Annotated in this window: 10 protein-coding genes; 5 read left to right on the forward strand and 5 right to left on the reverse strand. The window is 72.4% G+C overall.

Going from position 1 to position 11,548, the window contains the following annotated elements; genetic code table 11:
* Nucleotides 1-21 precede the first annotated feature (21 nt).
* Both ABZX67_RS30900 and ABZX67_RS30905 read right to left on the reverse strand, forming a co-directional pair.
* Complete coding sequence (locus ABZX67_RS30900; protein WP_355367247.1) at nucleotides 22-279, reverse strand: DUF5133 domain-containing protein; 258 nt, start codon at nucleotides 277-279, stop codon at nucleotides 22-24.
* A 67-nt stretch (nucleotides 280-346) separates the two neighbouring features.
* Nucleotides 347-1,438: a GDSL-type esterase/lipase family protein gene (locus tag ABZX67_RS30905; protein ID WP_355367250.1), complete on the reverse strand. Its 1,092-nt coding sequence runs from the start codon at nucleotides 1,436-1,438 to the stop codon at nucleotides 347-349.
* 294 nt (nucleotides 1,439-1,732) lie between these two features.
* Between ABZX67_RS30905 and ABZX67_RS30910 the strand changes: the two genes are divergently transcribed.
* The 4 genes from ABZX67_RS30910 to ABZX67_RS30925 all read left to right on the forward strand — a co-directional run bounded on the left by ABZX67_RS30910 (nucleotide 1,733) and on the right by ABZX67_RS30925 (nucleotide 6,481).
* On the forward strand, nucleotides 1,733-3,196 hold the full coding sequence (locus ABZX67_RS30910; protein ID WP_355367253.1) for an amino acid permease: 1,464 nt from the start codon (nucleotides 1,733-1,735) through the stop codon (nucleotides 3,194-3,196).
* A gap of 10 nt (nucleotides 3,197-3,206) precedes the next feature.
* Nucleotides 3,207-3,662, forward strand: coding sequence for an Lrp/AsnC family transcriptional regulator (locus tag ABZX67_RS30915; RefSeq protein WP_031078195.1), 456 nt, complete (start codon nucleotides 3,207-3,209; stop codon nucleotides 3,660-3,662).
* A 264-nt stretch (nucleotides 3,663-3,926) separates the two neighbouring features.
* Nucleotides 3,927-4,724: a carbon-nitrogen hydrolase family protein gene (locus ABZX67_RS30920; protein WP_355367256.1), complete on the forward strand. Its 798-nt coding sequence runs from the start codon at nucleotides 3,927-3,929 to the stop codon at nucleotides 4,722-4,724.
* Nucleotides 4,725-4,786: 62 nt separating this feature from the next.
* Nucleotides 4,787-6,481: an NAD(P)/FAD-dependent oxidoreductase gene (locus ABZX67_RS30925; protein WP_355367259.1), complete on the forward strand. Its 1,695-nt coding sequence runs from the start codon at nucleotides 4,787-4,789 to the stop codon at nucleotides 6,479-6,481.
* Here the strand turns inward: ABZX67_RS30925 and ABZX67_RS30930 are convergent.
* The 3 genes from ABZX67_RS30930 to ABZX67_RS30940 form a co-directional block, all read right to left on the reverse strand.
* Complete coding sequence (locus ABZX67_RS30930) at nucleotides 6,442-7,206, reverse strand: DUF5995 family protein (RefSeq protein ID WP_355367261.1); 765 nt, start codon at nucleotides 7,204-7,206, stop codon at nucleotides 6,442-6,444. The two genes, ABZX67_RS30925 and ABZX67_RS30930, sit on opposite strands and share 40 nt — an antisense overlap.
* Nucleotides 7,207-7,459: 253 nt before the next feature.
* A complete protein-coding gene (locus tag ABZX67_RS30935) occupies nucleotides 7,460-8,860 on the reverse strand; it encodes a solute carrier family 23 protein (RefSeq protein WP_355367264.1) in 1,401 nt (466 codons plus the stop codon).
* 153 nt (nucleotides 8,861-9,013) lie between these two features.
* Entirely contained in the window at nucleotides 9,014-10,216 is a 1,203-nt protein-coding gene (locus ABZX67_RS30940; protein WP_355367267.1) for an MFS transporter, read from the reverse strand.
* Nucleotides 10,217-10,314: 98 nt separating this feature from the next.
* Between ABZX67_RS30940 and ABZX67_RS30945 the strand changes: the two genes are divergently transcribed.
* Nucleotides 10,315-11,505: an ROK family transcriptional regulator gene (locus tag ABZX67_RS30945; protein WP_355367270.1), complete on the forward strand. Its 1,191-nt coding sequence runs from the start codon at nucleotides 10,315-10,317 to the stop codon at nucleotides 11,503-11,505.
* Nucleotides 11,506-11,548: the final 43 nt, after the last annotated feature.

The raw sequence follows: 11,548 nt of genomic DNA on the forward strand, positions 1-11,548 counted from the left end.
CGGCGAATATGCGGAGTTTGATCAGGCCGTACAGTCCGTCGGTGACGTAGCGGTCGCCGAAGGCGCGGTGGTTGAACTGGAGCCGCCTCCCGCCTCCAGCGCTCGTCTCGCCACCCGCAGGGCGTCCTGCACGTCCCGGGTCCCCGTCGACACGCACAAGGTGTAGGCCGTGTCCTCGCGTTGACGCGTGAGCGCCGGATCCGGGGCGGACGCCGACGCCGCCGCGGTCAACTCCTCGTACCGCGCCACGAGCTTGCGCAGGACCGTCGGATGTGCCATCAGCACGACTGAACCTCCTCGGAGTGATGTCACCGACCGAAGGCGCCCCTACCCCGAGTTCGCGCGCTCATTCCGGTTGGTGCGGCGACTCGCCCCGACCCGCGTACGGGCGCAGCGCCCGCGCCACCGCCGCCGCGATCCGGGCGTGGCCGGTGTCGTCGGGGTGGAGCCCGTCCACCAGGTGCTCCGGCCGCAGTACGTCGCGGCCGGGCAGCAGCGACAGCCGCGCGTCCCCGGCGGCGACCAGGTCCCGTACGGCCTCCTCCATGGCCGTCCGCAGCTGGGACAGCGTCGCGCCCAGCGCGTTGGGCGTGGCCTCGGCGTCCGGGCGCAGCAGCGGCGAGACCACCAGCAGCGGCGTGTCCGGATGGCCGCGCCGTACGAGCGCGACGAACGCCCGCACCGTCTCGTACAGCAGTGGCGCGGAGTGCGGGGTGCCGGACCAGCAGTTCGTGCCGAAGGCGAGGGTCAGCAGCTCGGCCGGGAGGGCCGCGAGCTGCTCGGCCACCGGCAGCTCGCCGCGCGCGGAGCCCGCGTAGCCGAGGTTCACCGCGTCCACGCCGAGCATGCGCCCGGCGACGGCGGGCCACGCGTGCGCGGGGCGGGTCGACCACCAGCCCTCGGTGATCGAGTCGCCGTGCACCACCCAACGCGGCCGCGGCGCGGCGGGCACGATGCCGCCGCCGACCGCCCGCACCCCGAGGATCACGGGCCCGAGGGCCTCGGGCGGGTGGACGGTGAAGGGCCCGGGGCGGGCTTCGGGCAGCTCCAGGGTGATCGCGGTCTCCTCGGCGCCGTCCTCGGGTTTCGTACACGTCTCGCCGACGCACCGGTCGCCCTGCCAGAGCGCGAAGCAGTGGCCGAGCGCGCGCAGCGCGTCCGCGCCGTCACCGTGGCGGCCGTCCGGTCCCGCCTCGCCGTCCGCGTGGTCGCGGCCGCCCTCCGGTACGGCCGTCCGGTAGCGGATCTCGACGGCGCGGGTGCCGGGTGACGCCGTGAACTCCAGGCGCACCCCGATGGGCAGCGCGGCCCGCTGGGCGGTGTCCCACGGCAGCCGGGGCAGCACGTCCGGTGCTGCGCGCACCGCGACGCGGCCGTCGTCCGCCTCGTCCAGCCAGGCCGTACCGCGCAGAAACGGCGCCGGGTCCAGCCACCTCATACGGATCTCCTCGTGCCGGTGAAAAGTGCCTGCTCCCGGCCCCAATGTGTCGATTCGTGCGGCAGGGCGCAATGTTTCCCCGTCCGTGCCCCAAGTGCGCAATGATCATGCGTCGATGCGCAACAACGCTGCATTACAAGCGCGAAGCTCGGCGCTTAGGCTCGTGCCCCGTACCAGGAGTGGCGGCGACCGCCTGCTCGGCGGTCCCCTTCCCCCGCGGGTTGCGCGCTGCGCCCCGTGAGCCGCCGCGGAGTCGCCGTCGCCGACCCCCGCAGCGATGAAGGAGCCACCGCAGTGCTGGACCAAGGCGCAGCCCCTCCCGCCACCGAGCCATCCGCGCCCAAGGCGTCCGGGCTCTCCGCTCTCACCCGGCGCAAGCCAGTGGACGTGCTGGTCGCAGAGGGTGGGCAGGGTGAGGGCGGCAGCCTCCGCCGCTCGCTCTCCATGTGGCAGCTGACCATGATCAGCATCGGTGCCACGCTCGGCACCGGCATCTTCGTCGTCCTCGGCGAAGCCGTCCCGCTGGCCGGCCCGGCCGTCACCCTGGCCTTCGTCTTCGCCGGTCTCACGGCGCTCTTCTCGGCCCTCTCGTACGCCGAGCTGGCGGGCACCATCCCCGTCGCCGGCTCGTCGTACTCGTACGCGTACGCAACGATGGGCGAACTCGTCGCCTGGGTCTGCGGCTGGTGCCTGCTCCTGGAGTACGGCGTGTCCGTCGCCGCCGTGGCCGTCGGCTGGGGCGACTACCTCAACCAGCTCCTCGACGGCACGGTCGGCGTCACCCTGCCCGCGGCGCTCACCGCGCCCCCCGGCGAGGGCGGCATATTCAACCTGCCGGCCCTGATCGTCGTGATGCTGGCGATGGTGTTCCTGCTCGGCGGCGCCAAGGAGTCCGCCCGCGCCAACACCATCATGGTGGCCGTCAAGATCGCGGCGCTCGTCCTCTTCTGCGCCATCGGCTTCATGGGCTTCTCGTCCGGCAACTACTCCGACTTCATGCCGCTCGGCGTGAGCAGCGTCGGTGCCGCGGGCGCCATCCTCTTCTTCTCGTACATCGGCTTCGACGCCGCCTCCACCGCCGGCGAGGAGGCCAAGGACCCGAAGCGCGACCTGCCGCGGGCGATCATGCTCTCGCTGGTCATCGTCACCGCGCTGTACGTGCTCGTCGCGGCCGTCGCCGTGGGCGCCTGGGACTGGAAGAAGTTCGAGGGCTCCGAGGCCTCGCTCGCCGCGATCATGAACGACGTCACCGGTCAGAGCTTCTGGGGCACCCTGCTCGCCGCCGGCGCGGTCATCTCCATCGCCAGCGTCGTCCTGACCGTGCTCTACGGCCAGACCCGCATCCTCTTCGCGATGTCCCGCGACGGCCTGGTGCCGAAGGTCTTCGGCAAGGTCAGCCCCAAGACCGGCACCCCGCGCGTCAACACCGTGATCGTCTCGCTCTTCTGCGGCATCCTCGCCGCGGCGATCCCGCTCGGCGAGCTCGTCAACGCCACCAGCATCGGCACGCTGTTCGCCTTCGCGCTGGTCAACATCGCGGTCGTCGTGCTCCGCTTCACCAGGCCCGAACTGTCGCGCACCTTCAAGGTGCCGTTCGGCCCGGTCTTCCCGGTGCTGGGCTTCCTCTTCTGCGGCTACAGCATGTACAGCCTCGACATGATCACCTGGGTCTACTTCGGTATCTGGATGGCCGTGGGTCTCGTGGTCTACTTCGTGTACGGCATGAGCCGCTCCAGACTGGCCACCGCAGAGAAGTGACCCACCCGTAGTGCGACTGAACGATCTCGACGAACGCATCGTCCACGCCCTGGCGGAGGACGCCCGCCGCTCCTACGCCGACATCGGCTCGCTCGTGGGCCTGTCCGCGCCCGCCGTCAAGCGGCGCGTGGACCGGCTGCGGGCGGAGGGCGCCATCACCGGCTTCACGGTGCGGGTCGACCCGGCGGCGCTCGGCTGGGAGACCGAGGGCTTCATCGAGATCTACGCACGCGGCAACACCTCGCCCGAGACCATCCAGCGCGGTCTCGAGCGCTACCCCGAGATCGCGTCCGCGTCCACCGTCACCGGTGACGCGGACGCGATCGTCCAGGTCTTCGCCTCCGACATGCGCCACTTCGAGCGGGTGCTGGAGCGGATCGCGGGCGAGCCGTTCGTGGAGCGCACCAAGTCGGTCCTGGTCCTCTCCCCGCTGCTGCGCCGCTTCTCGTCCGGCTCGCCGGCGTAGCTCCCGTACGAAGCCTCCCCCCTCCTCCACCGCCGCGGTCGCCAGGGCAGCGCCGCGGCGCTCGCGCGTGCGCGGCCGGTCCCACGGGGGCCGGGCGCGGCGGCGCGCAATGAATCTCCGCGGAGGGGTAGATCCACGCAATGGATCGATCGTCGGTCCGCAACGCTCACGCCTTGTCCGGGGAGAAGGCCGGACCGTACCGTTTTGAACGTCTTCTCGACGCTCTTTTCCTCCCCGTTCACGCACCCCGACTGAGGTCTGCCGATGCCGCCGCTGCGCACCGCCCTGCTCCAGAGCTCCGGACAGCCCGGTGACGTCGCCGCCAACCTCAAGGTCCTCGACGAGGCCGCCGCCCGTGCCGCCGCCACCGGTGCCGGCCTGCTGGTCGCCCCCGAGATGTTCCTCACCGGGTACGCGATCGGCGACGGCGTCGCCCGGCTGGCCGAGCCCGCCGACGGTGAGGGGGCCGACGCGATCGCCGACATCGCCGTACGCCACGGCGTGGCCGTCGCCTACGGCTACCCGGAGCGCGACGGGGAGAAGGTGTACAACTCCGCGCAGCTGATCGGCCCCGACGGCACCCGGCTGCTGAGCTACCGCAAGACCCACCTCTACGGCGGCTTCGAGACCGACTCGTTCGCACCCGGCGACCAGCCCGTCGTCCAGACCGAGCTCGGCGGCCTGCGCGTCGGCCTGATGATCTGCTACGACGTGGAGTTCCCCGAGAACGTCCGGGCGCACGCCCTGGCCGGCACCGACCTCCTCCTGGTGCCGACCGCACTGATGCACCCGGCCGAGGTCGTCGCCGAGTCCGTCGTACCGGTGCGCGCCTTCGAGAACCAGCTGTACATCGCGTACGCCAACCGGATCGGCCAGGAGGGCGACTTCGAGTTCGTCGGCCTGTCCGCCCTCGCCGGCCCCGACGGCACCGCCCGCGCCCGCGCGGGCCGCGCCGAGGAGCTGGTCACCGGCGACGCCGACCCCGAGCTGCTGCGGGCCTCGCGCGAGGCCAACCCTTACCTGCGCGACCGCCGCCCCGGCCTCTACACCTCGCTGATCTGAGCCCCCTGACCCGAGCCCCCGCTCGCCCCTCTTTCTTCACCCGTGCAAGGAGTCCGTACCCCATGACGTCCACGGTGCCCACCGCCGTCCAGCACACCGACGCGCAGCCGCCGATCACCATGTTCGGACCGGACTTCCCGTACGCGTACGACGACTTCCTGGCCCACCCGGCCGGGCTCGGCCAGATACCCGCGACCGAGCACGGCACCGAGGTCGCCGTCATCGGCGGCGGGCTCTCCGGCATCGTCGCCGCGTACGAGCTGATGAAGATGGGCCTCAAGCCGGTCGTCTACGAGGCCGACCAGATCGGCGGCCGCCTGCGCACCGTCGGCTTCGAGGGCACCGGCACCGAGGGCCTGACCGCCGAGATGGGCGCCATGCGCTTCCCGCCCTCCTCGACCGCGCTCCAGCACTACATCGACCTGGTGGGCCTGGAGACCCGGCCGTTCCCGAACCCGCTGGCCGAGGCCACCCCGTCGACCGTCGTCGACCTCAAGGGCGAGTCCCACTACGCGGAGACCATCGACGACCTGCCGCAGGTCTACCGCGACGTCGCCAAGGCGTGGAACGACTGCCTGGAGGAGGGCGCGGACTTCTCCGACATGAACCGCGCCATGCGCGAGCGCGACGTCCCGCGCATCCGCGAGATCTGGGCCAAGCTCGTCGAGAAGCTCGACAACCAGACCTTCTACGGCTTCCTGTGCGAGTCCGAGGCCTTCAAGTCCTTCCGGCACCGCGAGATCTTCGGCCAGGTCGGCTTCGGCACCGGTGGCTGGGACACCGACTTCCCCAACTCCATCCTGGAGATCCTCCGCGTCGTCTACACCGAGGCCGACGACCACCACCGCGGCATCGTCGGCGGCTCGCAGCAGCTGCCGCTGCGCCTGTGGGAGCGCGAGCCGGAGAAGATCGTCCACTGGGAGCAGGGCACCTCGCTGGCGAAGCTGCACGGCGGCGACCCCAAGCCCGCCGTGACCCGCCTGCACCGCACCGCCGGCAACCGCATCACCGTCACCGACGCGAACGGCGACATCCGCACGTACCAGGCGGCGATCTTCACCGCCCAGTCCTGGATGCTGCTGTCCAAGATCGCCTGCGACGACTCGCTCTTCCCCATCGACCACTGGACGGCGATGGAGCGCACCCACTACATGGAGTCGTCCAAGCTCTTCGTCCCGGTCGACCGCCCCTTCTGGCTGGACAAGGACGAGGAGACCGGCCGGGACGTCATGTCGATGACGCTCACCGACCGCATGACCCGCGGCACGTACCTGCTGGACGACGGCCCGGACAAGCCGGCCGTCATCTGCCTCTCGTACACCTGGTGCGACGACAGCCTCAAGTGGCTCCCGCTGTCCGCGCAGGAGCGCATGGAGGTCATGCTCAAGTCGCTCGGCGAGATCTACCCGAAGGTCGACATCCGCAAGCACATCATCGGCAACCCGGTGACCGTGTCCTGGGAGAACGAGCCCTACTTCATGGGCGCGTTCAAGGCCAACCTGCCCGGCCACTACCGCTACCAGCGCCGCCTGTTCACGCACTTCATGCAGGACCGGCTGCCCGAGGACAAGCGGGGCATCTTCCTCGCGGGTGACGACATCTCGTGGACGGCCGGCTGGGCCGAGGGCGCCGTGCAGACCGCGCTGAACGCCGTGTGGGGCGTCATGCACCACTTCGGCGGCGAGACCGACCCGTCCAACCCGGGCCCGGGCGACGTCTACGACGAGATCGCGCCGGTCGAGCTGCCGGAGGACTGAGCGCAGAGGGGACCCCTGGGGGGAGCCCCCAGGGGGGTCAGCAGCATCCGGCTCACCAGGCCCACGGAGCGGTCGAGGCGTTCGGTGAACTCCTCGGCCAGCTCCGGCAGGCCGGGGAACCGGTGCAGCTGCCACAAGGAGCGGGCCGCGAGCCATGCCGCGTCGCGGGCCCGCTCCAGGCTCCAGCAGCCGAGCAGATGCGTCAGCGGGTCCGCGACCTCCAGCAGGTCGGGGCCCGGCATCACCTCTTCGCGGATGCGCTCCTCCAGCAGCGTGAGGATGTCGCCCACGCGATCGAACTCCCCTTCCAGGGCGGCCGGTTCGCAGCGGAGCGTACGGCAGGTGTCCACCACCGCCAGCGCCAGGTCGTGCCCGATGTGCGCGTTGATGCCGGCGAGCGCGAACTGCAGCGGCCGTACGCCGGGATGGCGGCGGTACTGGAACAGCGGCCGCCAGCACTCCGGCGGGCGCCCGCCCGCGGCGACCGTGTCCACCGCCGCGAGATAGCGCTCCGCGAAGCGGACGTCCAAGGTGACGGCGGCCCGCCGGTCCGCGAAACAGCCCGCGTCGATGTGCCGGTCGATCTCCTCGGTGACCGCCAGATAGACCCGGTTGAAGACCGCCACCCCGTCGCTCTCCGGCCACAGCGAACGCAGCGCCCGCATCCGGGCCACCACGGGGTCGACGGAGCCGGCCGCCGACGTGAACTGCTGGGTCTGTGCCATGGGTGCAGGGTCGCAGTAGGTACGCCTCCGGGGGTGCCATCGAGCCGGGGCTTCCCCGAAACGGGGGAACCGCCGGCCGGGGGGGAAGGGCCTTGGGAAGGCGCCTTCGGGGGAGGGGGATCTCACGGTGTCGGGCGTGCGCGCACAGATCGGGGCGCGGCGGCGGGCGGAGCGACACGGTCCGCGTGGCCGAAGCCTCGGCCGGCGCGCTCCCGGAGCCGGGATCGCCGGGGGAGTTCTCCGCCGACGACGCCTACGACTTGGCGACCGGCTGACCGCCCTCGTCGGTGTCGTACGCGGACGTGCCCGAGTCCAGCAGCGGTTCCTGCTCCTTGAGGTGGGCCGGTGCGAAGGCGCGCAGCACGTGGTAGCCGGTGATGACGACGATCGTGCCGAGCGCGATGCCGCCCAGCTCGAAGTTGTCGGTGATCTTCAGGTTGACGCCGCCGACGCCGATGATGATGCCCGCTGCGGCCGGGACCAGGTTGAGCGGGCTGCGCAGGTCGACCTTGGCGTTGATCCAGATCTGTGCGCCCAGCAGGCCGATCATGCCGTACAGGATGACGGTGATCCCGCCCAGGACACCGCCGGGGATGGCGGCGACGACCGCGCCGAACTTGGGGCAGAGGCCGAAGAGGAGCGCGAAGCCCGCGGCGGCCCAGTAGGCGGCGGTCGAGTAGACGCGGGTGGCGGCCATGACGCCGATGTTCTCGGAGTACGTGGTGTTCGGCGGGCCGCCCACGGCGGTGGACAGCACGGACGCGGCGCCGTCGGCGGCGATGGCGGTGCCCAGCTTGTCGTCGAGAGGGTCGCCGGTCATCTCGCCGACGGCCTTGACGTGCCCGGCGTTCTCCGCGACGAGCGCGATCACGACCGGGAGGGCGACGAGGATCGCGGACCACTCGAAGGCGGGGGCGTGGAAGGACGGCAGGCCGATCCAGTCGGCCTTGGCCACGCCGGACAGGTCCAGGCGCCAGTGGTCGACGGCCTCGGGGCCGCCCAGCGGCGAGTGGATCTTCCCGAAGGCCAGGTCGAAGAACCAGGAGACGGCGTAGCCGAAGATCAGGCCCAGGAAGATCGCCACGCGTGACCAGAAGCCGCGCAGGCAGACGACCGCGAGCCCGGTGAACAGCATCACCAGCAGCGCCGTCCACTGGTCCTGCGGCCAGTACGTCGACGCGGTGACCGGCGCCAGGTTGAACCCGATCAGCATGACGACGGCGCCCGTCACCACCGGCGGCATCGCCGCGTGGATGATCCGCGCCCCGAACCGCCGTACCGCCAGCCCCACCAGGAACAGCACGGCGCCGACCACCAGCACCGCGCCGGTGACCGTGGCGCTGTCGCCGCCGGTGGCGCGGATGGTGGCGGCCACGCCGACGAAGGAGAGCGAGCAGCCCAGGTAGCTGGGGACCTTGCCCCGGGTGGCGAGCAGGAAGACGACCGTCGCCACGCCGGACATCATGATCGCGAGGTTCGGGTCGAGCCCCATCAGGACGGGCGCCACGAACGACGCGCCGAACATGGCCACCACGTGCTGTGCGCCGAGGCCGACCGTACGCGGCCAGGAGAGCCGCTCGTCGGGCCGGACGACGGCTCCGGGCGCGGGGGTCCGGCCGTCGCCGTGCAGGCTCCAGCGCACGCCGAGGTTCATGGGGGTGGCTCCACTTCTCCGGTTCGTTCTCCGGTTCGGCGGCCGCGGCCTCGCGGCCGGGTCCCGGCCGGGGAGCGGCCGAAAAAGACCGGTCGCCATGGTAGTGCGACTTTCCTACGAACCTGGACGGACGTGCCTGTGCGGACTGCCTCGCTACCGCCGGGCCTCCGCGCCCGCATCCGAGCGGGCCGCCGTCCGGTCGCCCGTGCGCAGCACGCCCGCGCCCAGGACCAGGCCGAACGCCAGCAGCGTGACCAGGCCGAACGACACCGTCAGCGACGTCACGTCGGCCACACCGCCGATCGCCGAGGGGGCGATGAGGCCCGAGGTGTACGTGATGGTGGCCACGCCCGCGATCGCCTGGCTCGGGTTCGGGCCGCTGCGCCCGGCCGCGGCGAAGGCCAGCGGTACGACGGCGGCGACGCCGAGCCCGATGAGCCCGAAGCCCGCCAGTGCCACCGCCGGATGCGGCGCCAGCACCACGAGGGCGCCGCCGAGCGTCGCCGCGAGGCCCCCGACGCGGACCGTGCGCACCGCGCCGAAGCGGTCCACGACCTTGTCGCCGACCAGCCGCGTCACCGCCATGGTCAGCGCGAACGCGGTCGTGGAGGCGGCCGCGAGACCCGCCGACGTGCCGAGCTGCTCCTTCAGGTAGACCGCCGACCAGTCCAGGCTGGCGCCCTCCGCGAACACACCGCAGAAGCCGACCAGGCCGATCACCAGCGCCGAGCGCGGCGGCAGCGCGAACCGCGGCGGCGGCTCCTCGTCCGGCGCGCTGCGCAGGTCCAGTACGCCCTGGCAGAACACCGCCCCCAGGACGGTGAGGACGATCGCCGCGACGAGGTGGTGCAGCCGGGCGTCGCCGCCGAGGTGCGCGGCGAGTGTGCCGGTGGCCGAGCCGATCAGCGCGCCCGCGCTCCACATGCCGTGCAGGCTCGACATGATCGACTTGTCGAGGCGGTTCTCGACCTCGACGCCCAGCGCGTTCATGGCCACGTCGGACATGCCGGCGGTGGCGCCGTAGACGAAGAGCGCGGCGCACAGCGCGTAGACGTTCGGCGCGAGGGAGGGCAGGGCGAGTGAGAGGGTCCACAGCGCGAGCAGGCCGCGCAGCGCGGCGCGGGCGCCGAAGCGGTGGCTGATCGCGCTGGCCAGCGGCATCACCAGCGAGGCGCCGATCGCCGGGAAGGCGAGCGCGAGGCCGAGCTGGCCCGCGCTGACCCCGGCGTGCTCCTGGATCCAGGGGATGCGGGTGGCGAAGCTGCCGGTGACGGCGCCGTGCACACAGAAGACGGCGGCCACGGCGTACCGTGCCCGCTTCAGCCGCTCCTTGCCGAACGCCACGTCCTGTGCCATCGGCCCCTCCGTCCATCCCGTCGTTTCCCGGTCCCGTAAATTATCAGGAAGCCTGCCTGATAGTAAGTTGGTATGACGAGCCCTGAGAGGATGACGGCATGCCCGCATCGCCCAGCACCGCCCGGGCCATCAACGACCGGCTCGCGCTGCGACTCCTCCAGGAGGAGGGTCCGCTGACGGCGGGTCGGCTGAAGGAGCTGACCGGGCTGTCCCGGCCCACCGTCGCCGACCTGGTGGAACGGCTCCAGGACGCCGGACTGATCCAGGTCGTCGGGGAGACGGGCGGCGACCGGCGCGGCCCGAACGCCCGGCTGTACGGGATCGTTGCCGACAGGGCCCACCTCGCCGCCCTCGACGTCCGCACCCGCAGCGTCTCCGTCGTCGTCACCGACCTGTTGGGCGCCCCTCTGGCCGAGGCGTCACTACCCATGGAGGGCCTCGGCGACGAGCCGGCCGTCGAGCGCGCGGCGGCCCTGCTGGAGCGCACCACCCGCAAGGCCGGCGCCGCGCGGCTGCACACCATCGGCATCGGGGCGCCCGGACTCGTCGACCCGGCCACCGGCGAACTGCGCGACTCGGCCCAACTTCCCGCCTGGCACCGGCGGCTCGTCCCCGTCCTGCAGAAGCGCCTGCCCGGTGTGGCCGTCCACGTCGAGAACGAGACCAATGTCGCCGCCGTCGCCGAACAGCGCGAAGGCGCCGCGCGCGACCGCGACACCTTCGTCCTGCTGTGGCTCGGTCACGGCGTCGGCGCGGCCGTCGTCCTGGACGGCAGGCTGCGGCGCGGCGCGTCCGGCGGCGCCGGCGAGATCGGCTTCCTGCCGGTGCCGGGCACGGGCGGGCTGCCGTCGGCGACCGGCTGCGACGGCGGCTTCCACGCGCTGGCGGGCTCCGCGGCGATCCACGCGCTCGCGAGCCGGTACGCCATCGAGGCCGACGACACCGCCGGGGGCCAGGAACCGCCGGGCGCGGCGGCGGTCCGCACGGCACTCGCGCAGACCGGTTCACCGGCCGCGGGCGCCTTCCTGGACGCGCTCGCCGAACGCATCGCCCTCGGCGCGGCCGCGGTCAGCGCCGTACTGGACCCCGGCTGCGTGGTCCTGGGCGGCGAGATCGGCCTCGCGGGCGGCCCCGCCCTCGCCGCCCGCGTCGAGACCCGACTGGCCGCCCTCTCGCCGCTGCGCACCGAGGTCCGCGCGAGCGCCCTGGGCGGTGCGGCGGTCCTGCGCGGTGCACTGCTGACCGTCCGCGACCGGGCGCAGGACGAGCTGTTCGGCACCACGCGCTGAGGAGTTCCGCGCGGGCCGCCGGCCAACGCCAAGAGGCCCGGCG

This window comes from Streptomyces sp. NPDC003036, assembly GCF_040611175.1.
Classification (GTDB): Bacteria; Actinomycetota; Actinomycetes; order Streptomycetales; family Streptomycetaceae; genus Streptomyces.

Coding starts and splice junctions, on each gene's coding strand:
- ABZX67_RS30900 (WP_355367247.1), bottom strand. CDS start 279: ATGGCACATCCGACGGTCCTGCGCAAGCTCGTGGCGCGGTACGAGGAG.
- ABZX67_RS30905 (WP_355367250.1), bottom strand. CDS start 1,438: ATGAGGTGGCTGGACCCGGCGCCGTTTCTGCGCGGTACGGCCTGGCTG.
- ABZX67_RS30920 (WP_355367256.1), top strand. CDS start 3,927: ATGCCGCCGCTGCGCACCGCCCTGCTCCAGAGCTCCGGACAGCCCGGT.
- ABZX67_RS30925 (WP_355367259.1), top strand. CDS start 4,787: ATGACGTCCACGGTGCCCACCGCCGTCCAGCACACCGACGCGCAGCCG.
- ABZX67_RS30930 (WP_355367261.1), bottom strand. CDS start 7,206: ATGGCACAGACCCAGCAGTTCACGTCGGCGGCCGGCTCCGTCGACCCC.
- ABZX67_RS30935 (WP_355367264.1), bottom strand. CDS start 8,860: ATGAACCTCGGCGTGCGCTGGAGCCTGCACGGCGACGGCCGGACCCCC.
- ABZX67_RS30940 (WP_355367267.1), bottom strand. CDS start 10,216: ATGGCACAGGACGTGGCGTTCGGCAAGGAGCGGCTGAAGCGGGCACGG.
- ABZX67_RS30945 (WP_355367270.1), top strand. CDS start 10,315: ATGCCCGCATCGCCCAGCACCGCCCGGGCCATCAACGACCGGCTCGCG.